Annotated in this window: 24 protein-coding genes, 2 tRNA genes and 1 pseudogene; 17 read left to right on the top strand and 10 right to left on the bottom strand. The window is 64.1% G+C overall.

The window, feature by feature from the left end; all coding sequences use genetic code 11:
* Positions 1–64: 64 nt before the first annotated feature.
* From ALTAJ2_RS12710 to ALTAJ2_RS20300, 6 genes are all read left to right on the top strand, one after another.
* A complete protein-coding gene (locus tag ALTAJ2_RS12710) occupies positions 65–844 on the top strand; it encodes a prephenate dehydrogenase/arogenate dehydrogenase family protein (RefSeq protein ID WP_007107769.1) in 780 nt (259 codons plus the stop codon).
* Positions 841–2,391: a small ribosomal subunit Rsm22 family protein gene (locus tag ALTAJ2_RS12705; protein ID WP_007107770.1), complete on the top strand. Its 1,551-nt coding sequence runs from the start codon at positions 841–843 to the stop codon at positions 2,389–2,391. The genes ALTAJ2_RS12710 and ALTAJ2_RS12705 overlap by 4 nt, the downstream gene beginning before the upstream one ends.
* A gap of 51 nt (positions 2,392–2,442) precedes the next feature.
* On the top strand, positions 2,443–3,249 hold the full coding sequence (gene surE / locus ALTAJ2_RS12700; protein WP_050031472.1) for a 5'/3'-nucleotidase SurE: 807 nt from the start codon (positions 2,443–2,445) through the stop codon (positions 3,247–3,249).
* 336 nt (positions 3,250–3,585) lie between these two features.
* Complete coding sequence (locus ALTAJ2_RS12695; protein WP_007107773.1) at positions 3,586–3,978, top strand: helix-turn-helix transcriptional regulator; 393 nt, start codon at positions 3,586–3,588, stop codon at positions 3,976–3,978.
* Between the two features lie 307 nt (positions 3,979–4,285).
* Entirely contained in the window at positions 4,286–4,477 is a 192-nt protein-coding gene (locus tag ALTAJ2_RS12690; RefSeq protein WP_007107774.1) for a hypothetical protein, read from the top strand.
* A gap of 176 nt (positions 4,478–4,653) precedes the next feature.
* Entirely contained in the window at positions 4,654–4,779 is a 126-nt protein-coding gene (locus ALTAJ2_RS20300; protein ID WP_006186327.1) for a hypothetical protein, read from the top strand.
* A gap of 63 nt (positions 4,780–4,842) precedes the next feature.
* Here the strand turns inward: ALTAJ2_RS20300 and ALTAJ2_RS12685 are convergent, their stop codons facing one another.
* Both ALTAJ2_RS12685 and ALTAJ2_RS19210 read right to left on the bottom strand, forming a co-directional pair.
* Complete coding sequence (locus tag ALTAJ2_RS12685) at positions 4,843–5,169, bottom strand: TRAM domain-containing protein (RefSeq protein ID WP_007107775.1); 327 nt, start codon at positions 5,167–5,169, stop codon at positions 4,843–4,845.
* A gap of 1,850 nt (positions 5,170–7,019) precedes the next feature.
* A complete protein-coding gene (locus ALTAJ2_RS19210; protein ID WP_144240248.1) occupies positions 7,020–7,247 on the bottom strand; it encodes a hypothetical protein in 228 nt (75 codons plus the stop codon).
* A 512-nt stretch (positions 7,248–7,759) separates the two neighbouring features.
* Between ALTAJ2_RS19210 and ALTAJ2_RS20380 the strand changes: the two are divergent.
* Positions 7,760–7,925 (top strand): annotated as a pseudogene (locus ALTAJ2_RS20380) (site-specific integrase); the annotation flags it as partial.
* A gap of 115 nt (positions 7,926–8,040) precedes the next feature.
* Here the strand turns inward: ALTAJ2_RS20380 and ALTAJ2_RS12675 are convergent.
* Positions 8,041–8,112: transfer RNA gene (locus ALTAJ2_RS12675), tRNA-Ala, on the bottom strand.
* A gap of 720 nt (positions 8,113–8,832) precedes the next feature.
* Between ALTAJ2_RS12675 and ALTAJ2_RS12665 the strand changes: the two genes are divergently transcribed.
* From ALTAJ2_RS12665 to ALTAJ2_RS12655, 3 genes are all read left to right on the top strand, one after another.
* Positions 8,833–9,519, top strand: coding sequence for a class I SAM-dependent methyltransferase (locus tag ALTAJ2_RS12665; protein ID WP_007107779.1), 687 nt, complete (start codon positions 8,833–8,835; stop codon positions 9,517–9,519).
* 298 nt (positions 9,520–9,817) lie between these two features.
* Positions 9,818–10,762, top strand: a complete 945-nt coding sequence (locus ALTAJ2_RS12660) for a beta propeller repeat protein (protein WP_007107781.1) — start codon at positions 9,818–9,820, stop codon at positions 10,760–10,762.
* A 162-nt stretch (positions 10,763–10,924) separates the two neighbouring features.
* Positions 10,925–10,995, top strand: a tRNA-Gly gene (locus tag ALTAJ2_RS12655).
* 292 nt (positions 10,996–11,287) lie between these two features.
* Here the strand turns inward: ALTAJ2_RS12655 and ALTAJ2_RS12650 are convergent.
* Positions 11,288–11,836, bottom strand: coding sequence for a hypothetical protein (locus tag ALTAJ2_RS12650; protein WP_007107782.1), 549 nt, complete (start codon positions 11,834–11,836; stop codon positions 11,288–11,290).
* Between the two features lie 119 nt (positions 11,837–11,955).
* On the opposite strand from ALTAJ2_RS12650, the gene ALTAJ2_RS12645 reads away from it, so the two are divergent.
* On the top strand, positions 11,956–12,504 hold the full coding sequence (locus ALTAJ2_RS12645) for a GNAT family N-acetyltransferase (protein ID WP_007107783.1): 549 nt from the start codon (positions 11,956–11,958) through the stop codon (positions 12,502–12,504).
* A gap of 760 nt (positions 12,505–13,264) precedes the next feature.
* Here the strand turns inward: ALTAJ2_RS12645 and ALTAJ2_RS12640 are convergent.
* Both ALTAJ2_RS12640 and ALTAJ2_RS12635 read right to left on the bottom strand, forming a co-directional pair.
* The gene (locus ALTAJ2_RS12640) at positions 13,265–13,771 is read right to left on the bottom strand and encodes a hypothetical protein (RefSeq protein ID WP_007107784.1); all 507 of its coding nucleotides are present in this window, start codon (positions 13,769–13,771) and stop codon (positions 13,265–13,267) included.
* A gap of 99 nt (positions 13,772–13,870) precedes the next feature.
* A complete protein-coding gene (locus tag ALTAJ2_RS12635; RefSeq protein ID WP_239647735.1) occupies positions 13,871–14,938 on the bottom strand; it encodes a hypothetical protein in 1,068 nt (355 codons plus the stop codon).
* Between the two features lie 309 nt (positions 14,939–15,247).
* Between ALTAJ2_RS12635 and ALTAJ2_RS12630 the strand changes: the two genes are divergently transcribed.
* The 4 genes from ALTAJ2_RS12630 to ALTAJ2_RS12615 all read left to right on the top strand — a co-directional run bounded on the left by ALTAJ2_RS12630 (position 15,248) and on the right by ALTAJ2_RS12615 (position 20,834).
* Positions 15,248–16,585, top strand: a complete 1,338-nt coding sequence (locus ALTAJ2_RS12630) for an alpha/beta hydrolase family protein (protein ID WP_049899670.1) — start codon at positions 15,248–15,250, stop codon at positions 16,583–16,585.
* 69 nt (positions 16,586–16,654) lie between these two features.
* Positions 16,655–17,554: a PhzF family phenazine biosynthesis protein gene (locus tag ALTAJ2_RS12625; protein WP_007107787.1), complete on the top strand. Its 900-nt coding sequence runs from the start codon at positions 16,655–16,657 to the stop codon at positions 17,552–17,554.
* Between the two features lie 135 nt (positions 17,555–17,689).
* Positions 17,690–20,026 (top strand): phosphoenolpyruvate synthase, encoded by a 2,337-nt coding sequence (ppsA, locus tag ALTAJ2_RS12620; RefSeq protein WP_007107788.1) that lies wholly within the window; start codon positions 17,690–17,692, stop codon positions 20,024–20,026.
* 181 nt (positions 20,027–20,207) lie between these two features.
* Positions 20,208–20,834: a hypothetical protein gene (locus ALTAJ2_RS12615; RefSeq protein ID WP_007107789.1), complete on the top strand. Its 627-nt coding sequence runs from the start codon at positions 20,208–20,210 to the stop codon at positions 20,832–20,834.
* Between the two features lie 7 nt (positions 20,835–20,841).
* Here the strand turns inward: ALTAJ2_RS12615 and ALTAJ2_RS12610 are convergent, their stop codons facing one another.
* Both ALTAJ2_RS12610 and ALTAJ2_RS12605 read right to left on the bottom strand, forming a co-directional pair.
* Positions 20,842–21,501, bottom strand: coding sequence for a metalloregulator ArsR/SmtB family transcription factor (locus tag ALTAJ2_RS12610; RefSeq protein WP_007107790.1), 660 nt, complete (start codon positions 21,499–21,501; stop codon positions 20,842–20,844).
* 77 nt (positions 21,502–21,578) lie between these two features.
* Positions 21,579–22,709, bottom strand: a complete 1,131-nt coding sequence (locus ALTAJ2_RS12605) for a hypothetical protein (protein WP_007107791.1) — start codon at positions 22,707–22,709, stop codon at positions 21,579–21,581.
* Between the two features lie 390 nt (positions 22,710–23,099).
* Here ALTAJ2_RS12605 and ALTAJ2_RS12600 point away from each other — a divergent pair, with 390 nt between their 5' ends.
* Positions 23,100–23,492, top strand: a complete 393-nt coding sequence (locus ALTAJ2_RS12600) for a DUF5802 family protein (protein ID WP_007107792.1) — start codon at positions 23,100–23,102, stop codon at positions 23,490–23,492.
* A gap of 29 nt (positions 23,493–23,521) precedes the next feature.
* Positions 23,522–24,454, top strand: a complete 933-nt coding sequence (locus tag ALTAJ2_RS12595; RefSeq protein ID WP_007107793.1) for a Vms1/Ankzf1 family peptidyl-tRNA hydrolase — start codon at positions 23,522–23,524, stop codon at positions 24,452–24,454.
* Between the two features lie 18 nt (positions 24,455–24,472).
* Here the strand turns inward: ALTAJ2_RS12595 and ALTAJ2_RS12590 are convergent, their stop codons facing one another.
* Positions 24,473–24,667 (bottom strand): hypothetical protein, encoded by a 195-nt coding sequence (locus ALTAJ2_RS12590; RefSeq protein ID WP_007107794.1) that lies wholly within the window; start codon positions 24,665–24,667, stop codon positions 24,473–24,475.
* Positions 24,668–25,064: 397 nt separating this feature from the next.
* Positions 25,065–25,802: an NAD(P)/FAD-dependent oxidoreductase gene (locus ALTAJ2_RS12585; protein ID WP_007107795.1), complete on the bottom strand. Its 738-nt coding sequence runs from the start codon at positions 25,800–25,802 to the stop codon at positions 25,065–25,067.
* Positions 25,803–25,831: the final 29 nt, after the last annotated feature.

Raw genomic sequence — 25,831 nt, 5'->3', positions numbered from 1 at the left:
TCGGCGGCTCACTCGAGTCGGTCGATCGAACGGCTTTTGCAACGTCGGCAGGTAGGACCGGTCGATGGACGTATTGATCGTCGGCGCGGGGTCGATGGGGACGTGGTTCGGGGGGGCCGTCGACGCACCGGTCTCGTTCGCCGATCTCGAGCCGGACGCGGCGGCGGCCGCGGCCGATGCGGTCGGCGGCGACGTCGCCGCTCTCGAGGGCGGAACGACGTACGATGTCGTCTGCCTCGCGGTGCCGATGACCCACGTCGCCGACGCGATCGGGGAGCAGGCCGGGCGGGCCGAGCGGGCGGTCATCGACGTCTCGGGCGTCATGGCACCCGCAGTCGAGGCGATGGCGCGTCACGCACCCGATCTGGAACGCATGAGCCTGCATCCGCTTTTCGCGCCCGAACGGGCACCCGGCTCGATCGCCGTCGTTCGGGATCGATCGGGACCCGTGACCGACGCCCTCCTCGCGGCCCTCGAGTCGCGCGGGAACGCAGTGTTCGAGACGACCGCCGCGGAACACGACGAGGCCATGGAGTCGGTCCAGGCGGCGGCCCACGCCGCGGTTCTTTCCTTCGCGCTGGCCGCGGAGTCGGTTCCGCCGGGGTTCGAAACCCCCATCTACGAGGGGTTGCGGCGACTCGTCGAACGGGTGACCGGTGGCACGCCGCGGGTCTACGCCGACATTCAGGCGACGTTCGACGGTGCGGACGCGGTCGCCGACGCGGCCGCGGCGGTCGCCGCCGCCGACGCCGACGACCTCGAGTCGCTGTACCGAGCGGCGACAACGGACTGGCAGGAGCGACGCGACGACGAGCGACACGATACCCGGGGTGACACCGAGTGAGCGAGCAACGCGAATCCATTCGATCGAACGCGAAGTACCTGCGTAACGTCCGACCGATCGACCCCGACGAGATCTGCGAGTACGTGACGGGGAACCCGCATCCCGCGGTCGTCCGACAGCACCTCCGCGAGGAGGCCGCCGCCCTCGGGCTGATCGAACGGGACGACGGCACGTTCGTCCCCGTCGGCGACGAACCGGTGCGGCCGCGTCGGGGACCGGTCGAACGCCTCCCCGCCGAGTACGAGCGCCGGCTCGAGGACCTGCTCGTCGAGCGGTACGGCCCCGATTGGGAAACCGGCGCGTCCGGTGACCTGCTCCGGTCGACGATCCGCCGCTTCAAGGCCGACTATCTCGACGGCCGGTCCGTCGACTACGACGACGACGTCGCGGCCGGCTACGCGATCTATCACCTGCCGGGCTACTACGCGGCGATCCAGTACGCGCTCGACGACCTCGCGGACCGCGGCCTGCTCGACCGCACCCTTCGCGTCCTCGATCTCGGTGCGGGGGTCGGCGGCCCCGCGCTCGGGCTCTGCGACTATCTGCCCGACGACGCCCTGCTCGAGTACCACGCAGTCGAGCCGAGCGCCGCCGCGGACGTGCTCGAGGAGTTGCTCGCCGAGACGGGGCGGAACGTCCACCCGACGATCCACCGGACGACCGCGGAGGCGTTCGATCCGAGCGAGGCCGGCAGCGGTGACGGGTTCGATCCCACCGCGCCCGACGACGGCTTCGATCTGATCCTCGCCTGTAACGTCCTGAGCGAACTCGAGAACCCCGTCGCCGTCGCGCGGTCGGCCCTCGAAACGCTCGCGCCGACGGGTACCTTCCTCGCGATGGCACCCGCGGACAAGAACACCAGCGTGGGCCTGCGCGAGGTGGAACGCGACCTCGAGGACGAGCGGCTCTGGGAACGGACGGCCGTGGATTTCGACGACGAGAGCGGCGGGGACGCGGAGACGTACCGCCGCGGCGAAGTCACCGTCTACGGCCCCACGGTCCGGCTCTGGCCCGGCGAACGGCCCTCGGATCGCGGGTGGTCGTTCGACGTCCGACCCGATCTCGAGGCCCCGGCGTTCCAGCGCCGCCTCGACGAGGCGACGCCGGACGGCGACGAGCACGCGCCCGGCGAGTTCGTCAACGTCGACGTGCAGTTTTCCTACGCGCAACTGCGACTCGACGGCCGGCGGCGGATCGACATGCGCCTCGAGACCAGCGAGTGGGCGCAGATGGCCGAGATGGAACGCCACGTCACCGAGCGGATCGATCTCGTCGCGGCGAAACTCAGTCGATCGCTGAGCGACGGCGACGGGAACGGCGGTCGCGGGAGCGGGCGGTCGAACCCCCTGTTCAAGATCAGCGACGGCAGCGAGGACACCGACCACTACGCCGTCGTCACGAGGGAGACGGCGCTCAACCGGCCGCTGCTCGAGGCCGACTACGGCGACGTCTGCTCGTTCGAGGGCGTCCTCGCGCTCTGGAACGACGACGAAGGAGCGTACAACCTGGTCGTCGACGAGGAGACGATCGTCGACCGGATCGCCTGAGTCGCGCCCCGAAGCGGTGGGCTTTTCGCACCGCCGGCCAACCGGGGTGACATGAGCGACGACTGTGAGATCCTGTTGACCAACGACGACGGGATCGATAGCACCGGTATCAGGGCCCTGTACGACGCCCTTTCCGAGCACGCCAACGTGACCGTCGTCGCTCCGGCCGACGACCGGAGCGCCTGCGGTCGGTCGCTCTCCCACGAAGTCGAGGTCGACGAGCGCGGGCTGGGGTATGCGGTCCACGGGACGCCCGCCGACTGCGTCGTCGCCGGCCTCGCCGAACTCGGCCCGTATCCCGATCTGGTCGTCGCGGGCTGTAACAAGGGCGCGAACCTCGGTGAGTACGTTCTCGGCCGGTCGGGCACGATCAGCGCGGCCGTCGAGGCCGCGTTCTTCGACGTGCCCGCGATCGCCACGTCGCTGTACGTCCCCGTCGACGACACTCCCTTCAAGGAGGTCGACGTGACCGCCGAGGAGTACGCCGAAGCCGCGCGCGTCACCTCGTATCTCGCCGAAAACGCGCTCGAGGCGGGTGTCTTCGATCACGCGGCCTATCTCAACGTCAACGTGCCGCTGCCCGACGGCGACCCCGCGCCGATCGAGATCACGCGCCCCTCGAAGCGCTACGAGATGGACGCCGAACGCGACGGGACCCACGTCACGCTTCACGACCGCGTCTGGGACGACATGGACCCCGACTCCCTTCCCGATCCCGACGGCACGGATCGTCGTGCCGTCGTCGAGGGGCGCATCAGCGTCTCGCCGCTGACCGCCCCTCACACAACGAACCACCACGAGGCCCTCGACGCGCTCGCCGACGCCTACCACGACGCCGTCGGACCGACCGACCGATGACGGGGCGCGGTGGCTCGAGTCGAGGATCGTTCCCGCCGTCGACGGCTCACGAGTCGTCTCACCGTTCGAGTCGTGAGGCGCGGCACCCCGTGACGACCGCAGTTTCGCCCGTCCGAGACGTGTCATCGGTCGCTCGAGCCGGGTTGGTCGGCGAGCCTGTCGGTCGCCGAAAGTGATAACTGACTTGCGGTTCGCAAGGGGGTCGCTATTCGACGACGGGGCCGTCACGATAGTCACACCGTACTCGACGGAAATCACTCATGACCCGTACAAAACATAAAATCAAGGTAGGTGGGCGTTCAAGTTGCGGTAGTCCCAACGGAGCGTGATCCATCGATGGTATTCAATACACTCTGGGCTCGTCTGTCGTCTCTCTGGAGCGGGTCGACCGACGACTCCCAATCGGACGAGTCCGCACCGGCCACGGAGGAATCGAGCGAGCAATCCGAGGACGAAACGTTAAGCTACGCCGAAGAAATCGAGTACGGCGTCGACGAACGCGACCTCCCCGACGAGGACAAGGTTCTCAGACTGCTCGTCAAGCGCGGCGGCCGCGTCGACCAATCGACCGTCCGCGAGGAAACCGGCTGGTCGTCGGAGCGCCTCGAGGGCGTCATCGACCGCATGGAAGCCGACGACCAGATCAGTGCGATCACCGTCGGCCGCAAGCGCGTAATCTGCCGGCGCGGGTTCGAGCCCAAGGGCTATCGCGGCCATCTCAACGAATAACTCGCTGCTCCGTGTCCGACGATCGGGACCGATTTCTCGTGCCCGCTTCGCCCTCGAGCGACTGCCGACTGGGATGCCGCCGCTCCCGGCTCCGATGGTCTCACGTCCGAAGACGGCCAGTTCTCGGCGACGGGCGATCCGACTGCGCGCTCGGAGCCGTCGCGACACCGAACTCGAGACGCGGGGACGCCGTCTCCCTCGAGCCAGTCCGCGGCCGTCGTTCGGACTGCCGGCGACCGCTTCGGTTTCCGTGAACGTTTCGTGAGTGGAAACGTTCTTTCCGCCATCCGCTAGATCCTCGGTGGGGATGGCACACAAAGACGACGTAACGCGGACGCTCGCAGCGTGCACGGCGTGTGGATCGATCTATGCGGCCCGGCAGTGGCCCGACGGCGAGATTCGAATCATCGGTCAGGACGGTTGTTCGTGCGGAGCGACCGAGTTCGACCGCGTCGAAGAGTCGGACGACGATCCGGAGGGTGATCCCGAGGGCAGATGAGCACTCGCCCGCCATCGCGAGCGCGATTCGGACGCGGCCGAACCGAGAGCCCCCGCTTCGACCGTCCAGCCAGCCACATCGCCTCCCGCTCGAGTCACCCGCGAGCCGTCGGCTCGTTACGATCGTCTCGCTAAACGGACCATCACGTTTAAGCGATCGAATTACGATCACCGCCTATGGACGACGAATTCCTCGACGGCGAATCGCTCACCGGACGGCAGGCGGGACTCATCTTCATCGGCTTCCTCAGCTTCATCGTCCTCTCCGGGGTGGCCCTGGTACTCCTCAGAGGCCTGTTCTAACTCCCGTTCCGTCGTTCGACCGACTCGAGTCGGCGACGAGCGAGCGGTTCTCCGCGGGCGGACTTACGCTCCGGTTTCGACGAGATCCGCTTCCCCATGGGTCTCCTCGACGGTGGTCACGCGAACCGTGGCCTCGATCGCCGCGATGTCCGCCTCGAGAAAGAGGACGAAGCCGCTTTCGGTCTTACAGACGAGCGTGCCGTCGGACTGCCGATCGACGATGTCGACGGTGACCTCGTCGCCGACTTCGGGTTTTCCGCCGAGGGGGTCACCGCATCGCCAGCACTCGGTGTCGTACTCCGCTGTCCCTTCCGGCGCGTTGTTCGCCCCGCATCGGGGCGTCTCGCACTTGATGAATGAGTCGTGTGTCCCCGGCTGATAGCGTCCCACGTCGCCATCGATGCGATTGCTTCCTAAAAGGGTGCCGCTGGCTCGCCGTCACGGCCACGGCCGATGACGCCTGCAGTGTCGCTGTGCAGTTCGTCTCATCTCGCGCCGACGTCCGTACCGAAATGAAGCGGCGGGCGAACGTGTTTGATTCCGTTTCGGAACTGTTGTTTTCCGGACGCAGGAAGTCGTCAACACTCTGGGATAGCAATTCAGCGTGTCCCTTCCACGCCTCGTAATAATCGGGGTCGGAGTCATCGAGGAAGATCCCGATCTCGTGCTTTCACCGGACGATCTCGTACCCGTTCTGTTTCAACGTGCGGAACGTGAGTGCCCGCTTCGGGGACTCGTTTGATCTCGAGGTGCGTGTCGATCACAAGTTCCCTACCGGTCGCCTGTTACATCTCGGCGAAGAACTGGAGTAACTGGATAGCGATGACGCGTCCGTGGTGTCCGCGAATCACAGTCGAGTCGGACAGCGACGCCGTTCAATACAGGAAAAGTACTATTTGGTAGATAGTACAGCACGTTGTATGGCGATTGGACTACTATTCGGGACGTTCTGGCTATAGTAGCAACTGAAAGTCATTGCACACCTGATCGCACGAGGGCGTTGCGATCAGTGTGTAAATCGTTTCAGTTGCTACTATCGGTCTTGGCGTGATTCTGTGGTGGTGGCCTGCAGCGATTTTTGTGGTGTTCAGTAATACGGACGTGACGCCCGGTGCGCGGGCTTTTGCGATATTTGCACTGTACTTCGGGATTTGGTTCATGACACTGGAAGTTCCAGTCCTTACTGCCGGCATTACTCTGCCAGCGACGGTGTCCCTTGTCGGTGCACTCTTGCTTTTGCATCCAGTTACGATCCTCGGAGTTAGCAAAGAAGGACCGATAACACCATACCGTGCTGGTCTTGTGCTACTCCTAGGCGGAGTTGTGAGCGCTGTCGTTACCGTACTATAAACACGTTTCTGAAACGGATGTTGTAGTTGGACGGCGCTAAAAGGAACGCCCGACTCCGATGAATTCACTCTACGACAACGACGCGCCCAAGCGCGCCGTTCTTGACGCACTCATCAAGCACCTCGAGAGTTCGAGAGTACGACCCGAGAGGTTAGCGTCGTTTGTCGACATTCTCGCCAAGTGGCATCCTGCCGAGTATTTCCGATGGAGCATCGTGCCCGTTGTCGTGCCGACGAGGTACGGCGCGAGGAAGCCGCCTGCAACCATTCCGGCCTTCATTCACACGTCGCTATCAGTGAGGGCCGCGTGGCCTCATCGCGATTCATCGTCATACGGTTTGACCACTCAGTAGAATCCGGATATAAGAGCGTGTTAGAACCGACTTACCTTACTCGAGTGAACGCAATCCGCTGCGATCCGCGTCTGCCTGCCCCTGTTATCGCGACCGATATCGGAACAATAACTCAACAAGGAAGGAGAGGGTTCCGGCGGTCCCACTAAGTACCCCACTTCCAACCAGCAGCGGGTCCATATCGATGACGACACGTGCTATATACATCGAGTTGTCGTCACTGACAAAGTACAGGGAAGACACGTCTCGATCAGTGTAGAACGAGACCAGTCGCTCCAAAGAGGCGGTTCCAAAATCAGAGTATATTGAAATACTGCAACGATGCAATAACCGCAACTGCTAATAGCAGTATCAGAAGCTGTGTCTTTGGATCAACGTCCTTGCGGATGCGAAAGGCCCAATCCATGTCTTCTAACAACCAACGTTGGGATAATGTGTTCAGTCTCCACACTCTCGTGAGTACCGTGTCCGCGAACACCGTCCTCGAGGACAGCGGTAAGTACAGGTGAGATACATATCAGAGCATCATACGTTTGAATCACATCTCATCAATTACAGCGAGTATCGCACAACCAATTATGACTGTAACCCCTGGAGATAGAATCATTAATACGGTTTCCGCTAATGGTGATGAAACTAAGTGAACGCCAAAGAACCAGTAAAGTAGGGCACCGAGAAACGCAAAAACGGGTGAACCTACATAGACGTACCACCTGTTGTTCCACATCTCGGATCCGATTAACTTTCCAACCAATAAATTTCGCATACAATAGTGGATGGATTTCTGTCAAAAATGGGTTTCGATAAGTTCGCACACGTAGTTACCGCGAGCCTTGTGTCCGAGAATACTGGTAGAGTCGGACAGAATCGGCCCGATCTCCCCCTCGAGCCCCACCGAAAAAAAACTAGATTCCCGGCGATTCTTGTCCGGAATGCAGGCAACCCGGACGCCATGAATCTCCAACAGCACGAGAACCGCGACGACATGAAGGTCTAGCTCAGCCAGAGCGAAGTAGAACAGCTGCTCGAGGCCGCCGACGACACCCAACAGCGGATCGCGTTCGCGCTTGGAGCGCGGTGCGGGCTCCGCTCACACGAAGTCCTCGACGTTGCGCCGGAGGACATCGTCGATACTGACGTTGGGACGATGCTCCGCGTCTGGCACGGGAAGGGTGACAAGTTCCGAGAGACGCCGGTGCCGCGCGATCTCGCGACGACCATCCGGACGGTCGACGACGTGCGCGACGCGCCGACCAGCTCGTCGCTCGTCGAGATCACAGTACGCGGTCGCTCCGGCGCGGCGCGATCACGCACCAGGTCCGCGAGGACATCCCCGAGAAAATCGTCAGCGACCGCTGTGACGTGTCCTCGGAAGTCCTCGAGCGACAGGCGTACAGACCGCGAGAAGATGGAACAGCGACGCGACTTCACCGAAGATCGATAGACAGGACAATGACCCACAAATGAGCAGCTGAAAGCATCGGCTCACGGATAGTCTTCAGAACACCCACAAATACACGTATTCGGGGAGTAGAAGGACTGAAACGGCAAAACAGCGATGGACTCGCCGGGATTTGAACCCGGGGCCTCTCCCATGCCAAGGGAGTGATCTACCCCTGATCTACGAGCCCTCGTACGCATTCCACAGTTCCCGTCGGGAATAGATAAACCCCTCGAATTCCTCGAGACCCCGGTACGGACCCACATTCGAACCGGCGAACCCTCGGATTGGCCTCGAGCGGACCCGTTCGGAAACGCGGGAGTCGATCATTCCAGTAGCTATAAGTTACAGTACGGACATTATCCGGATGGAAGCTACGTTTCCGAAACCGCCGCGGGGGGCATGCGTTGAAATGCCCCGGGTGTTGCAGCACCCGAGACGTGGCTTCCAAACACGAGCCGTTTGCAAGCCATGTTCCAGTTCATTCTACCGAGACATAAACGTCTCGCACGACAGCAGTATCGCCAGCGCCGTCCGCGCTCGAGTCAGCGATCGCTCCCCGCCGGGGTGTCACGATGACCGACGGTGAGTCGGACGCGTCGGTCGGGACGGCCGCCGACGCCGAGTCGGACGGCCACTCGAGTTTTCCGCCGTGTCCCCACTGTGATAGTCGGGTGGTCACGGTCACGACTCGGGGGCCGATGACTCACGTCGCCGGGCCGTGTGGTTGTCGACTCACGCCCCACGAAGCGCGGCAGCTGTGACCGACGGCGCGTGACGGGCAGCACGGACGGCGGTCCGAAGTAACGGGAGAGCGAGGAGGGGACTTTCGTGATGGGCATCGTGACCGATCCCGGAATCGGGGCGGTTTTGCGAACGCTTTTTGCGCGTCCCCCGAGGAAAGCCGACGATGGCCGGCGATCAGGACCGAGAGTCGAACCGAGACGAAGTCGCTCGACGCGAGGACGTACGCGACACCTACGACCGGATCGCGACTCACTTCGCATCCACGCGGGAGTACGCCTGGCCCGAGGTCGAAGCATTCGTCGACGCCCACGCGCGCGATGGCGTCGGTCTCGATCTCGGCTGTGGCAACTGCCGCCACGCCGAACTGCTGGCCGCCGACTGCGAGTCGGTCGTCGGCTTCGACGTCAGCCGCGGCCTGCTCGAGACGGGCCGGGACCGCGCCCGCGAGCGTGCGTTTGCGGTCGAGTTGATTCAGGGCGATGCGGCAACGCTGCCGCTGGCCGAGAACAGCGTCGACATCGCGGTCTACGTCGCGACGCTGCATCACCTGCCGACGCGGGCGGCCCGGCGGGACAGCCTCGACGAACTCGCGCGAGTGCTCTCCCCCGACGGCCGCGCGCTCGTCAGCGCGTGGTCGACCGCCCACGACCGGTTCGACGCGACTGAGGGGTTCGACACGACGGTCGAGTGGACCCTCCCCGGCGGCGAGCCGGTCGACCGGTTCTATCACATCTACGCTCCCGACGAGTTCGAAGCCGACCTCGCTGACAGTGACCTCGCGCTCCGAGAGTCGGCGCTCTCGAGTGGCAACTGTTACGCGACGGTCGCGGGGGCGGAACCGACCGGGTAGTCGAGTTCGAATCCAGGCCGCGGGCGACTCGAGACCCGGTCGCTGAGCACCGGTCGCGAACCGAGCGGAGCGACGACCGGCATGTCGCACCTCCGCGATGGTGATCGTGCCGCGTCTTGTGAGCAATTTCCATAGGAAATTGGAATTGCTATTTTGAGCCCGCTGACGACGCTGTTTTTCGGCCGAGTACCAGTCAGTGAGAACGGAATAAAATGGAGTGAAACGTCCGGAACGGACGTTAATCGTCTGAAGAACGTCCAGCTTTTATGGATATCTCACTACCAGCCCCGGATGCGCTATGACGGACTTCACCCGACGTTCGGCGCTGAAGGTCGCAGGCGCATCGCTTGCCGCAGTTACCGTCCCCGCGACGGTTTCCGCCGCTGAGTCCGACTGGACGGTCGTCGAGACCCCGGTCGACACCACGCTCTACGATGTCTCGGATACGGCCACGAACCCCCACGCGGTCGCGGGCGCTGGATTGGTCATCGAACGCACCGCCAACGGCTGGGAGGTCGTCCTGCAGGGCGGTCCCTCCGGCAACGGGAACGACCTCTACGGCGTCGACACCACGGACGACGGCGAACGACTCTGGATCGTCGGCGCGAGCGGCGCGGTCGGCGAGTACGACGTCACCACCGGCAACCTGATCGACCGCTCGGCACCCAACGACTTCACCGCGAACTTCAACGACGTTTCCGTTACCGGTCCCGCGGGCGAAGCGGACGTGTACGTGGCCGACGACTCCGGCGCGATTCACTACAGCTTCGACAACGGCAAGGAAGGCACCTGGAACTACGAGGTGCCCGGCAGCGGCTCCGGGCTGAAGGCCATCGAGTGCTACGACACGCGCTCGGGCCACGTCATCGATACGAACGGCAAGGTCTTCGCCACCGACGACGGCGTCACCTGGGACCCGATCGGTATCGAAGACGCCGGCGTCGCCTACTACGGCCTCGATAGCGACGCGAAGGACGACGTCCGCGTTAGCGGCGGCAACGCGTCCGTCTTCACCTACGACGGGAGTCAGTGGGTCTCCGAGAGCCTCGGCGATGCCACCCTCTTCGACATCGAAACCGAGGGCGGCACCGGCTACACCGTCGGCAGCGGCGGTGCGATCTTCGAACTCGAGGGCGGCACGTGGGCCCGGAACAAGACTCCGGTCGGCGAGAACCTGAAGGCCATCACAACTGGCGCTGTCGATATCGCCGTCGGCTCCGCCGGCACGCTCCTCGAGCAGTAACGCCCCGCTTCGGCGTCGCGGCGGTTGCTCTCGAGGCGGAGCGATCGATACCCTGCCGACCTGCTATTTTTCCGCGTGACGGCGGGATCGAGACGAAATCGCTAGCCGAGGACCGATCGGAAAAGGAAGAGCCTTAAACGTGGAACGGAAAAGCGGAGATGCGCGCGGATGGTCTAGTGGTAGGACCTGAGCCTTCCAAGCTCATGGCCCGGGTTCAAATCCCGGTCCGCGCATTGCTGTCGCGAGCAAGTTCGCGAGCGACGGCAATCGGAAGAAGGGTTTGGATTAGAGACAGTCGTAGCGCGCGAGCGGAGCGACCGTGACCGTCTTCGCGTGGTTCGAGTCCCAGTCCGCGCATTACTTCACCGAACGAAATCGCGAGCCCCAGCCATCTGATGGGTATTCGAATCGCGGTCCACGCAGCACGTTCTCACACGCCGACGGGAAGAAAACAAACTCGGCCAAGAGGTGGTTGCTATCGCTATGTGCGACGGCCTTTCGATCGAAGCCGAGTCCCGGAGTGGTTCAAAACGGGGTTTCGGCCGTTCTGTCGTGGAGGTCGACCGTGGCCACGAAGACCGCTCCGAGGACGGTGCCGAACAGGAGGTGGCCGAACAGACTGCCCGCGACGGTCGACGTGAGGGCGTTGGCCCCGCCGCTGCCGCCAATCGTGTCCATCCAGACGGGGAGCACGAGCAGCGGGAGGACCGTCCAGACGACGAGTCCGAAGACGAATCCGGCAGCGATCGTTCGAAAGACGATGCCGGTTCGGGCGAGTGCGTCCGTCTCGGCGTCGCTCCGGAGGATGCCGAGAAACAGGGGCCGCGTGATCAACAGGCCGAAAATAATTCCGAGACCGATCCCGTGGGCGACGTGAATCCCCCAGCCGACGGGTCCGACGGGCTCGAGGCCGTATATCGCGGGGATCGCGGCCGAGAGCACGTTCGGATCGAGCAGCCACATGACGATGCCGAACGCGACCGCGCCGATCGCGCCGCCCAGTGCACCGCCGACGAGCCAGCCGGCGTAGCCGCTGAGTCCGTTTGTGGCCATCGTATCGGATTCACTGCTCATCGTGCCATCGGTATCACGAACGGGTCCAAAAGGATTTGTTACGTTAGGAGACCGGCATCTCAGGACAGATGGACGGTCCGATCCCGTGCATTGTAGTGGTTCGCCCGCGAAGCACTCCCGTGGAGTTCGAACTGCTCGCATGGCCGCCGGACGGTCCCAAACTCCGACTCGATCACGAACGGTTCAGCTACGCCGGCAAGTTCGTCATGACGAACACGGGCAAGGCGGTAGCGCGGACGGCCGACGGCCGACTCGTCGCGGCCGTCGCGTTCAACGAGGACCGAACCGACGAGGACACCCTGTGGCTGCGCTACGTGACCGTCGACCGCGAGCGCCGGGGTGAGGGGATCGGTCCCCGACTCTGTCGGCTGGTTCGGGACCGCGCCGTCGAACGCGGGTACGACCGGCTCCGGATCGCCGTCAACAACCCCTTCGCCTACGAGGCGCTCTACCGGACCGGCTTCGCCTACACCGGCGAGACGACCGGGATCGCCGAACTGATCCTCGAGTACCCGACGCCGGACGACCCCGATACTGCGGCGTGGACCGATCGAGAGCGGTACCAAGCCGGCCTCGAGGAGTACCGCGACCACGACCTCTCCGAAGCGGAGGAGCAGTTCCTCGAGTCGCGAACAGGGAGTGAGCCACCGGCACTCGAGATGGTGTAACCACTGTACTGATTGGTCAGTACAGCGGGTGTGTCCATCGCACAGCTAGCGGTAGGTGACCGCTCCCGGCGGATAGCCGTACGGAGTCGGTAAGAGTCGGCTGGTCGGTGGCTCTCCTGTCGAACTGGAACAGTACCACCCGATTGACATCCTCCTCCGGGTAAACGCGGAGGAATCCCGAGCGGTAGGAGTTTCAGGTTCGCAGTCCAGTCACCGGACTCCCAGTCCTTTCGGGCACGGGTAGTCCCACACATCGAACTGGTGGACTGCTGGCGGTGCCAAACCGCCGTTACCCCTCTCCTCGACCGTGTGTGGCGTTCCGGTGTTGTTTTTGCCAGCGGGACGCCGGCAGGTGTCAGCAGAGTCGGGGGTATCGTGGTGCTCGCTTTGAACAGTCAGCACAGACACACTCTTCTGGAATGTGCGTTCACCGACTGCCGTTCCGGATACTGCCTCGTTTCGTGGGCGGACAGGCCGCCTCCGAAGGACGGTTCGGAATCCGATCCGTTCCGACCGATTCCGACTCTACAGTCGGTCGCCTGCCACTTAACCAGCACCATGGGAAACTCGGGGGTGGCGTTTGAACGGTGAGTTGTTACGACAAGTAACGGCTCGTATCCACACCGTGAACGGCGTGGTATTGCACCTGTTCAGCCTATAATATTGCTGATATCCCCCGTTCTGGCACGGGGTCTTCGACCCTAACGGGCACGTCGCGTCCACAGCCCGCCGGGTAAGCATCTTCATGGGTGGGTGGAGGTCAAATACTGACCCGGTTTACTACTTTTCGGGCAGCGATGTCTACGCCGGTCGTAACTGAAACGATGATGACGGCGACCGGAAATACAGCGTAAGGGTATCCGATCAGGATATCCGACTCACCACCCGTGCCCAGTAGTCCCCAAAACGTGACAACAGTTACAGCGAACAATCCAACTAACGCGCCCACGTTTCCACGGGTTGCAAAAATGTACACTGGAAGTCCGGCCTGAAGCGCCACTAATGGAAGGACAGTCGCGAAGACCCAGAGGAGATACTGAAACGTGAAGACGCCGGATGCAAACGTGTCATGGACATATCGCGGCCCAAGGTAGACCAGAGCACACATCAAGACGTACCACCCACTACTGGCTGCAGCGCCCCCTTTCGGCGTGTCGGTTCGCCTCTGGAGGGCGTACAGTCCTAGAAGGGTAAACGATGCAAGCGCGACCGAGACGCCCGCATCAACAGGCCTGCTCCCGAATGTCGGGTCAATATTGCCCTGCATACTAGTTTGATACTACTGGCGTGTCGATAATTGCTACGCGGTCACCTGTCTTCCCTCGAGGTTACTGGACAGACAGGACCACAGTCTGTATAATTGGCATCAACTTCTTATATCTCCCCGAATGTAGTCGTAATTGCCCGATGCGGAGTCAACGTTTGCGTTCCCCGCCCACTTTGTCAACACGTTCGACCAGTCATCCGACACTTCTTCGCGTGTCTCCGACACCTTCCAGTTGACATCACAGCCGATCCCGACCCATTCGCAGCCTTGGTTGTGATCCGCCGGGTCTCTATGACCCGCACCGATAACCGCTAAATTATCAACGCCGGACAGATCATACGCTCGGACGTGATACTGAGTTGGCACCACAGTAGGAGTGATGTTCTTTTTTATATGCTCATCCTGCGCCTTGACCGTGGATTCGTCCTCAAGGATGTATTTATCACCGGACGGCCATGGCGATTCCCAGCCGATATTCTGCATCTCTGCCTGTATGTCCGATGCATCGGTTCCAGTATCCCACGCGACATTAATCGGTGCTGTTCGCTCGGCGAGGTCGTCTGCATCGGACGGGTTGTCTCCGTTGTACGTGTATTTCGAACAATCCGCAGCAAGCAGCGGATTCGATTCTGCCTGCGTGGAGACGGAATCGTCGGCTAAAAGTGCGTCCCGCGTCCGCATCTCCTGGGCATAATGTTGCTCGACAGTCCCCAATATTGTTGTATCTTCATATTCGATCACGTCCGGATCATCCCTTCGGGTTATATCTAATCCGGTCTCCTTGAGAGCACTATCGACATCAGTCTGTTCCGAAAGCTGAACTTCAATCGCTTGTTCATCGACCGTCATTTCGTCGCTCCCGAGGTCAACTGTACTACCTGGCTCGACAGCAGGATTAGAACTACCGGACTCGGTATTCGTCGTAACAACGCCGTCTCGCACTTCGACTGAGATGGGATCCGTCTCTTCGATCTCGAATTTCACTTCCCGAATATATCCATCGTCCGTGGGGATCCGACGAATGGTACGCGTTCCGCTGGCCAGAACGGGACGACTCACACCGTTCGTTCCCTGAACTGGCGTTGCTCCGAGAGACATGGTACCGCCGATCGCAGCAGTTCCGAATATTTGTAGCGCTCTGCGTCGAGTTGGATTCTCATCGTCCATATAATAATATTATATAACTACCGATATATGAATTACTGTTCCACATTACCTATTCTCATTCTGATGGGACACGGATGAGATCATGTGAACACAGGACTGATAGCTGGAGCAGTATCGGATTTGAAAGACGACCATCGCATTCGCGAGGTCGATGTCGGTTACGAGCACGTGGCCGAGACGCTGGGCGTCAACCGGGTCGCACTCGAGGAACCGGGCGATGACTGCGGCCCGGAAACGTATCGGGATCGAATACAGTCACGGAGAAACGACCTCGTCTTTATCCGACAGACCGTGGTCGGTCCGGTATCGATGGCACCCCGACGACGGACCGTATTGGCGGCGGTATCGACGGCGATGGCGTCGGCAGCGGCCGGCTGCGCCGATCCGCTCGCCGACGCGACGGAGGAAGACGGACACGACCCGGAGACCCACCGCGACGCGGCGACAGCGTTCGTCGAGGACCTCGCGACCGATCGGTTCGACGCGGCCAGCGAGCGATTCGTCGCGGCCGAGCGGGAGCGACGCGGCGATCCCGGCCGCCTCGAGCGGCTCTGGATGGGGTACAGCGCGGTTGGCGGGGCGTTCGAGGGAATCGTCGAGACGGCCGTGACGACTGGAACCGACGTTACCGCCGTTGACGTGACGCTTGCCTTCGCTCGCGGACACCACGAGTGTCGCGTCGTCGTCGACGGCCGATCCCGCCTCGTCGACTGCGGCGTCGCTGACCAGTACGAGCGGCCGTCGTACGTCGACTCAAGTTCGATCGCCACCGGAGACGTCACCCTCGCGGCCGATGGCTGTTCGCTCCCGGGAACCGTCACGATGCCCGCCGACGGCGACGACGTTCCCGGCGTCGTCTTCGTCCACGATTCCGGACCGGTGACCCGGAACGCCGCTCGAGGTGGGACGCAGCTGTTCACCGATCTGGCCGAGGGACTCGCGACGCGAGGCGTCGCGAGCCTTCGGTACGACAAGCGGCTACCCGTGTGCGAAGTCGACCCTGGTGACTACACGCTCGATTACGTCACCGTCGACGACGCGGCGAAGGCGATCGAGACGCTCCGGGCGACCGACGGCGTCGATCCGGACCGGCTCGTCGTCGTCGGCCACGGACTCGGCGGTCGAGCGGCACCGAGAGTCGCCGCACGCGACGGGGAGACCGCGGGCATCGTCGGCCTCGCAGCGCCGGCGCGTCCGTACCACGAACTGACGCTGGCCCAACTCGAGCACAAGGTCTCCGTCGGCGACCGCGAGTGGACGGATCTGGCGGACGTTTACGAGACCTGGACCGACGAGATCGAACGAGTTCGTGCGGGAGAGTACGAGCCGACCGAAACGCTGCTCGGCAAGCCGGGCGCGTTCTGGGACAGTCTTACAGCGTACGACCACCTCGGGACTGCGGCGGGCATCGACGCGCCGCGCTTGTTCCTGCAAGGGACCCGTGACTTTCAGGTCAGCGCGGCCGACGACCTCGAGCGGTGGCGATCCGAACTCGAGGGGGCGGACGCGACGTTCGAGACGTACGACGGGCTCGACCACCTGCTCATGCCGGGCGAGGGACCGTCGGTGGAGTTCGCGTACGCCGTTCGGAACACCGTCGCCGAGGAGGTCGTCGCCGATCTCGCGGACTGGATCGACGGGCTCTGACGGCCGATCGCGGCCCGTGGGACGCGACACGACCGAGGATTCATACGCCGGTCGTCCAACCTACGTCGTATGGAGACGACTCGTATCTTGCAGGTCGACGCGTTCACCGACGAGCCACACACCGGGAATCCGGCCGGCGTCGTCCCGGACGCGGACGGCCTCTCGAGCGACCAGATGCAGGCGATCGCCGCGGAGATGGCCGTCAGCGAGACCGCCTTCCTACGATCGAGCGAGACCGCCGACCGCCGGGTCAGGTACTTCACGCCGACACAGGAGGTCGATCTCTGTGGCCACGCGACGATCGGCACCTTCGCCCACCTCCGCGACGAGGGTCTCGAGCCCGGGACGACGACCCTCGAGACGAACGTCGGCCGACTCGAGATCGACGTGGACGAGGACGGGACGGTCTGGCTGACACAGGACGAGCCGTCGATCCGCGAGGTCGACATCGGCTACGGCCGCGTGGCCGACGCGCTCGGGGTAGACCGGGCCGCGCTCGAGGGCGCGAGCGACGACATCCCGCTCGCGGTGGCCTCGACGGGCCTCCCGTTCCTGATCGTCCCGATCACGTACCTCTCCGACGTCGGCGACGCCGACCCCGACTTGGCGGCGGTCGAGGCGCTGACGAACGCCGTCGACGCGACGGGCGTCTATCTGTTCACGTTCGACGCGCTCGAGGCCGAGTCGACGGTCCACGGGCGGATGTTCGCGCCGGGAGCCGGCGTTCCGGAGGACCCCGTCACCGGCACCGCGAGCGGGGCCGTCAGTGTGTACCTCGATCGCTTCGGCGCGTTCGACGGCGATCTGCCGGCGGAACTTCGACTCGAGCAGGGTCACTACGTCGACCGGCCGGGGATCGTTCGCGTTCGCCTCGGGGACGGCGTCCGTGTCGGCGGCCGCGGCGTGACCGTTCTCGACGGCTCGATGACCGTCCCCGAGACCGACGAGGACGAGATCCTCGAGGCCTGACCGCGGTCGGGGTCGGAGCGCGGGAGACCCCGGCTGATCGTCCCCGTCGGCGAGTGATTTACTCAGGTCCGAGTTTCGGCTGGGAGCGCCCGTTCGCAACCTTCTTTATTCGTTCCACTGAGGGACTCTCTAGAGATGGCTGTACTCTGGCTGGACGAGATCAGTGCCGGCGACCTCGAGCAGGTCGGCGGTAAAGGTGCCTCCCTCGGTGAGCTGACGGGCGCGGGGCTGCCCGTTCCTCCGGGATTCGTCGTAACCGCCGGGACCTACCGATCGTTTATCGAAGAAGCCGAAATCGACGAGGAACTGTTCGAAGCCGTCGACGTCGACGTCGACGACTCCAGTGCGCTGGCCGAGGCCGCCGACCGCGCACAAGAACTCATCCTCGAGACCCCCTTCCCCGACGAGTTACGCGATGAGATCCTCGAGAGCTACGGCGAGGTCGGCGACGGCGAGGCGTTCGTCGCGGTTCGGTCGTCGGCGACGGCCGAGGACCTGCCAGACGCCTCCTTCGCGGGCCAGCAAGAAACGTTCCTCAACGTCACCGAGGAGGACTTGCTCGACCGCGTTCGGGAGTGTTGGGCCTCGCTGTTCACCCAGCGGGCGATCTACTACCGCCAGGAACAGGGCTTCGATCACTCCGCGGTGAACATCGCGGTCGTCGTTCAACAGATGGTCGACGCCGAGAAATCGGGCGTGATGTTCACGAGCCACCCCTCGACGGGCGACCCGACGATGATCATCGAGGCCGCGTGGGGACTGGGCGAAGCCGTCGTCTCCGGCGCGGTCTCGCCGGACAACTACGTCATCGACCGCAAGGATCGCTCGATGGACGTGACCGTCGCCGAGAAGAAAGTCAAACACGAGAAAGACGAGGCGACCGGCCAGACCGTCGAGCGCGAGGTTCCCGAGGACAAGCGCACCCAGCGGGTCATCTCCGACGACGAGATCGACTCCCTCATGGACCTCGGTGAGCGCGTCGAGGATCACTACGACGAGCCCCAAGACGTCGAATGGGCCATCGTCGGGGGCGATGTCTACATGCTTCAGTCCCGACCGATCACGACGATCGACGAGGACGACAGCGACACCGCGACCGGCAGCGTCGACCCCACCAAGGGCCTGACCGACGGCAGCGGGAGCGTCCAGACCGCCGAAGGCACCAGCAGCGCCGGCACCGCCGACGCGGGCGGCTCCGGCGAGGTCATCGTCGACGGTCTCGGCTCGAGCCCGGGGACGGTCAGCGGCCCCGCGAAAATCGTCACCAAACTCGACGATCTGGCCAAGGTCGGCGAGGGCGACATCATCGTCACCGAGATGACGATGCCCGACATGGTGCCCGCGATGAAACGGGCGTCGGGGATCATCACCGACGAGGGCGGCATGACCAGCCACGCCGCCATCGTCTCCCGCGAACTCGGCGTCCCAGCCATCGTCGGGACGACCAACGCGACGACGGTCCTGGAGGACGGCCAAGTCGTCACCCTCGACGGCGACAAAGGTTCCGTGCTCGAGGGCTCGGCCGTCGAACCCGAAGAGGAGACCGAACCCGTCGAGGAGGTCCGTCCGCAGTCACCGGTCAAGCCGATGACCGCCACCGAGGTCAAGGTCAATGTCTCCATCCCGGAGGCAGCCGAACGTGCGGCTGCAACGGGTGCCGACGGCGTCGGCCTGCTTCGGACGGAGCACATGATCCTCTCGCTGAACCAGACGCCAGAGAAGTTCATCGCCGAGAACGGCGTCGACGACTACATCTCGGAACTCGTCGACGGCATTCGCGGCGTCGCGGACGAGTTCTACCCGCGCCCCGTCCGCGTCCGCACCCTTGACGCCCCGAGCGACGAGTTCCGACAGCTCGAGGGCGGCGAGGACGAACCCGAAGAGCACAACCCGATGCTCGGCTATCGCGGCATTCGACGGTCGCTCGACCGAACGGACGTCTTCGCCCACGAACTCGAGGCGTTCCACCGGCTCTACGAGATGGGCTACGACAACGTCGAGATCATGTTCCCGCTGGTCAACGACGCCGAGGACATCTATCGGGCCAAAAGCTGCATGAAAGAGGCGGGCATCGATCCCGAGAAACGGAAGTGGGGGGCGATGATCGAGACGCCCGCATCCGCGCTGTCGGTCGAGGAGATGGCCGAGGCGGGCATCGACTTCGCCTCCTTCGGGACCAACGACCTGACCCAGTACACGCTCGCGGTCGACCGCAACAACGAACACGTCGCCGACCGCTTCGACGAACTCCATCCGGCCGTCTTGCGCCTGATCGGCGACGTCATCGAAACCTGCCGCGAACACGACGTCGAGACGAGCATCTGCGGGCAGGCCGGCTCCAAGCCCGAGATGGTTCGGTTCCTCGTCAACGAGGGCATTAGCTCCATTTCGGCGAACATCGACGCCGTCCGCGACGTCCAACACGAGGTCAAACGGGTCGAACAGAAACTCCTGCTCGACTCCGTCAGATAAGCAGCCCCATCCGGTTGCGTTTTCCACGCCGTCCATCGACCCCCTCGAGCAGTGGATGCCGTCCCGTTCCGGCCGATCCCGCGGTCGCCTCGCGTCGGAGTCCCCACGGAGCGGTGACCGACGGCTCGCTCCTGGGCCGCGTGGGGAAAGGCCCATGGTGTGGGCACGCGTCGATTGACGTATGAGCGACCGCTCGGACGAGGTCACCGAGAGCCGAGACCCTCCCGCTACCGACGACCTCTTAGAGGAGACGGACCGCTTGCTCTCGGACGCGGGCACCGACGCCGGCGACGCATCGCCCGAGTCCGCCGGCGCGTCGGCGCCGTCCGTCGACGCCGATCCCCTGGATTCCCACGCCGGTCTCGATCGCGGACCGACCGGCACGCCCGCCGACGACGGCTCGGCCGATGGGGCCGACTCATCGCGCTCGTGGCTCGCCCCGCTTACCGACCGACTCTCGCTCGGGCGGTACTTCTCGCCGAAGGAGTACGTCGCGCTCGTGGGCGTGCTCGGGGCCGGCTTGCTGGCCGGCGCAACCGCGCTGCCGTTCGCCGGCCGTCCGATCGGGATGTTTACCGCCGCCTTTGCGGTCGGGCTCCTCGCGTCGAAGCGGCGGTACCTCGAGATTGGCGTCGCCGGCGTCTCGGTCGGCGGCGTCGCGGCGATCCTCAGCAACGCCGTCATCGCCGCCATCGGCTCCGGACAGACGCTGGTCGCCGTCGGCGCGACCGTCGGCCTCCTCGCGTCCGTCGTCGGCTACTACTTCGGTCGCGATCTCCGCGCCGGACTCTCGCAGGATATCGATTGAACCGTCCTCAGCCGTTCGTCGTCAGTTCCCAGCCCCGTTCGGTCCGTCGCACGACTCCGTTATCGGCCATCACCTCGAGTAACTCGGCGACGACTTCGCGGGGGGCGTCGATGTCGTCGCTGAGTTCGTCGACCGATTTCGGCTCGGCACGGATGCTCGCGAGCAGATCGGCGTAGATCCGACTTTCCGGCCCGGCACCGATCGTTTCGGAGATGTCGTCGAGTACGTCACAGAGCCGCCCCTGGACCCAGCGCTGGGCCAAGGAGAGTTCGTTCTCGAGCCGCTCGAGGTCCTCCAAGGCGGCGAGCAGGTCGTCGAGGTCGTCGGCATCGTCCCAGGCGACATCGAGCGAGAGGTGCCGGCAAGTGGTGATATCGAAGCTGTTGTTCGCCGGATAAGCGCTCTTGCTCGCGAAGCCATAGGGAGAGACCGTCACCTCGAGACGGACGTTCCGGGCGATATGAAAGTACTTTCGCCGCTGATCGTCAACGCGGCTCTCGATCAGTCCCGCTTCCTCGAGTTTGCGGAGGTGCTCGATAACTGCCTTGGGACTCACGCCGAGGTATTCCGAAATTTCGGTCACGTAACACGGTTTGCGGGCGAGCAACCGAAGGATTCGTCTTCGGTTTTCGTTCCCGAGTAAATCCAACAACGCGGCGGAGTCCATCGAGAGAGGGTTAGTGATCGCCGCTGAAAAGCGTGTCTGCTCACCGTACTGTCGGGCGATTCAGTTCGGCGGGGTCGTTACCGCGACCCACGGCCGGTATCGGTCCCGCCGCCAGCGCCGCCTCCCGTCCCGCTGCCGGGATCGGCCGACCGATCGCCGCCCTGTGGGCCGGACCCGGCGGACGACGGTTCCGTCGATCCCCCGTCGTCGTTTCCAGCTGACTGTCCGTTCCCGGGCTTGGTATCGGTTCCAGCTGCGTCGCTGTCTTCGGACTCGGCGTCGTCCCCATTCGTCCCGTCGTTTCCGGTGTCGTTCCCGTTCGACCTCGGTGCAGCGTTTTCATCGTCGTTCCCGTTCGATCCCGGCGCAGCGTTTCCGGGGCTGTTCCCGTTGTCCCCTGCTGCGCGGTTTGGGGTTCCGTCTCCGTTCGATTCGCCGTTCTCGGAGCTGGCTCCTGTCTCCCCGCTCTCGCCGGGGACACCGTCACCGTGTGGGGAACCGGTCTCCGTCCCCTCACCGGGTCCGGCTTCGGTAGGAGGGCCTGCTCCATTACCGTTTCCGGGTGTCCGATCACCGCTCGAGCCACCCTTGTCGGCGGGTGGCCCACGATCGTCCGGCGGTCCTGCTCCGACACCGGGGGTGCCGTCGGAGCCGGACAGCCCGCGAGCGACCGCCGCGACGTCCGGCCCGGCCTGCGCCGAGGCGTTTTCTCGGAGCCGCGTCGCGTTCTCCCGAAGCTCCGCGAGATCGCTGTCGTCGATACTACCGTCGGTGACGGTATCGTTTGTTCGCTCGATCGAGCGCTCGAGACTGGCGATTTCGACGGTCAATTTCGCCATTCTGGATCGATACGCGCCGCGTGAAAGCGCCGCGCGTTGCTCCCGAAGTTCGGCACGTTCGGCCTCGAGCGACCGCAGTTGCGATTCGAGTTCGGCCGTCCGGTCGCCGACGATGGCCGCCTGGCTCTCGTCGTCCGCGGTTTCGTACGCCGCTTCGAACATTCCTGTCTCGACCGTTTCCTTCGTCTCTGCCGCGGTCGCCTGCAATAGCGTTCCGACGGATGCGTTCGTCGGTGCCGTCTCGGAGTCAGCGGAGTGGAGAGCGTGGTCCCCCGTCAACGAATCCACGGCTGCGGCGCTTGCAAGCGGCGCGACCGTGAGTCCGACGACGACGGCCGCGAGGAGGGCGACCGACCGAGTGGTTGTCATCGGCTCTATTGTTGGCCGGAACATAGTAAAAAGACGGACCTTCGTTCGGACCGTTTACTCGGATCGGTCAGTCGGCGAGAAGTGCTTTGAGCGTTCAAGGCGGCAGGAATGCGCGTTATTGCTCGCTCGACGGAGCACAAACTGCTGGCCGCGTCCGCCCGACCGTTGCTCACCGTTCGGACCGTTTCGCTCGCTCGAGGACGGTCAATCGCGAACGACGACCCGTGGGGAACGAAACGCCGACCAGTCCGGGGACGACCGCCCGATAGCTCGGCACCGAGAATCGCCCATCCCGACTCGTCTCGAGAACCGAGAGAACGGTCTGATAGCGCGACTGTTTAAACGTATTCGCAAACAGTTATGTCCATCGAGGCCATGGTACTAGTTAGCATGTTCGAGGTGTTTTCCCGAAGTTATTATCTCGGACGTCTCTACGTGACCCCCACCGACGGGGAGCACGCACTCATGCACAGCGAGCAACACGAGCGGATCAACGAGGAAGTGTACGCGACCGGCGACGGGCTCGAGCGCCTCGATACGCCGCTCGTGATGAAGTTCGAGTCCCGGCACTTCCCGGTCCACGGGGCGGCTAACGTCCCGACGAACACGCTCGCGGTGCCCGAATCGATGCTCGAGGGAACCGACGTTCGAAACCCCCCATCGCTCCGGGAGGTGTTTCTCGCCCGCCGGGACCGAGCCCGGCAGTTGCTCGACCTCGCCGGCGGCTGGCAGGCATCGGGTGACGGCGGTTCGGCCGACGACCTGCGAAACGCCGGAACCTAGAAGTACGCTCGCTTCCCGTGTTCGGCCGGATGCTCGACGAGTTGCTTGGCCGTGCATCGCTCAGGGACCGAATCGACGAACTCGAGGACGAAAACGAGCGGTTACGGAAGCGTTACGAGGCCGAGTCCGACCGCCGGGCCGAGGCCACCACCGCGAGGCAGGACGCCGAGGAGCGGATCAATCGACTCGAGGACCGGATCGCCCAGCTCGAGGGCGAACTCGAACGGGTCGACGAGACGGAAAGCGGGCCGTCCGTCAGGCACCGCGACCAACTTCGAGGTGCGCGTCTCGAGGCGGTGTTCGACCGACTCACGTCGTTTCGAACGGGACCGGAAGGTGCGCTGACCGTAGGCGTGGACGACGACGGGATCACGGAGCCCGTCCGCACGGAACTGGAACCCGTCCTCGGCGAGCGACTCGCGCTCGTCGACGACGACGGCCCCTGCCTGTGCTGTGTCGACGACGCCGGCCTGCTCGCCGTGACCCTCGAGCCGCCGGTCGTCCCCGATCTCGATGCGACCTGGCGCGATCGGTTCGCCCTCGAGCGCGAGTGGTTCCTGCCGACCGGTCGCCACGCGGTCGCACTCGTCCGGACCGATCTGTTCGCCCTCGGCGTCTACGAGGGCGACGAGCGCGTCGACTACCGCGGCTTCGAGAGCGATGTCAAGGGGACCCACTCCAAGGGCGGGTTCTCCCAGGCCCGCTTCGAACGGATTCGGGACGGGCAGATCGACGATCACCTCGAGCGGTGTGCGGAGGCCCTCGCCGCGTACGAACCCGGCGGTGAGGCCACCGATACGCCGCTTTATCTGGTCGGCCAGCGCGGCATCGTCGACGCGCTCGCCGCGGAAGCGGGCCTCGAACCGACCGCGACGGCCGCCGTCGACGCGACTGGCGATCCGGGGCCGGCACTCGAGGACGCCGTTCACTCGTTCTGGACGACGGAGTTACGGGTGTTGTGAGCCACTCCCGATCGATCGTCAGTAACTGTCGCCGTCGGCAAAACAGCGTCCACACCGGTTCACGTCGCCGTCGGTAGCGGTCTGCTCGACGGGAACCAGCCGGAGGTGGTCGTGCGCTACGTGCGAGGTCGCGCCACAGATCGTCTGAAAGTCCGACTGTCCGGATTCGTACTTGTGAAGCTTGTCCGTCGCCTCGTTCAGGACGCCATCCATGATATTTGACACCACGACACGACACATAATAGCATCGTCCGTTGCACAGCAAGGGTCGGATCGAGACCGGAACTGACTCGCTCTGGGGAACGGCTGAAACCGGCCCGAAAGCGAACGCGACGATTACCAGGCCGCGACGATGAACCGCGGACGGGCGACCGTCGTCGCCGACCCGCCACCGATACGTTTTCGGTTTCGAACGCCGAATCGTCGACCGAATATGTCCGACTTCGAAACCGTCACGTGCGAGGAGTGTGGTGACGATTTCAAAGCCTATCCGGATGCCAAGGCCGCACAACGGAGGTTCTGTAGTCCTGCGTGTTCCCTCGCGGCGAACTGATCGGGGACCGGCCGCGAACCCGGCCACCCGAGGGGAGCGCGGGTATCGGTCGCGCGATCAGTCCCGGTCGACGCTCGGATGCATCGTCGGTTCCTCGTCGAGCGGGTCGCCGAACGCCTCGCGCATCGTCTCCCGGGCTCGCTCGTCGCGTCGCCGTCGTTCCTCGTCGTCGATCTCCTCGCATCCCGGCGGGACCTCGCGGTCGCGGCCAGTGAAGTACCCTTCCGGGACGACCCAGTCCTGATAGAAGGGCACATCGGCATCGTAGAGGAGCGCGAGGGCGGCTTTCGCCCCGTGGCCGGCCGCGACGACCGCCTGGTGGGGTTCGTCCGCGATCCGGCCCGCAGCGTAGACGCCGTCGACGGCCGTCCGGCCGCCCTCATCGACGCTCACGAAGTGTTTGCTACCCCGCTGCATCCGGCCCACGTCCAGCGGTTCGAGGTAGTCGCTGGTCGGCCACGAGGCGGCGATGACGCGACGCGCTTCGAGGGGCTCGCCGCCCTCCGTCTCGAGAACGAACCCCTCCTCGAGCGCCCCTTCGGTGACCGGCTCGGCGCGGATCACGCGTCCGAGTTCGAATTCGGCACCCGCCGTTCGGGCCTGCTCGCGGGTCAGCCGAAGGTGCCGGCGGGCGTCGACCCCGTCCGGGAAGCCGGGGAAGTTCTCGAGGCTGGCGTTGCGCGCGAGGATGGACTCCCCGCCGTCGACGACGAGGGTATCCAGTCCACCGCGTGCGGTGAAAATCGATGCGGTGAGGCCGGCGACGCCACCGCCGACGATGCAGACGTCTCGCATGGCCTCCGGTTGATGGCCTCGAGTATAGA

Origin of the sequence: Natrinema altunense (assembly GCF_000731985.1) — an archaeon.
Lineage (GTDB): Archaea > Halobacteriota > Halobacteria > Halobacteriales > Natrialbaceae > Natrinema > Natrinema altunense.
This window is presented reverse-complemented; position numbering and strand designations above follow the sequence as displayed.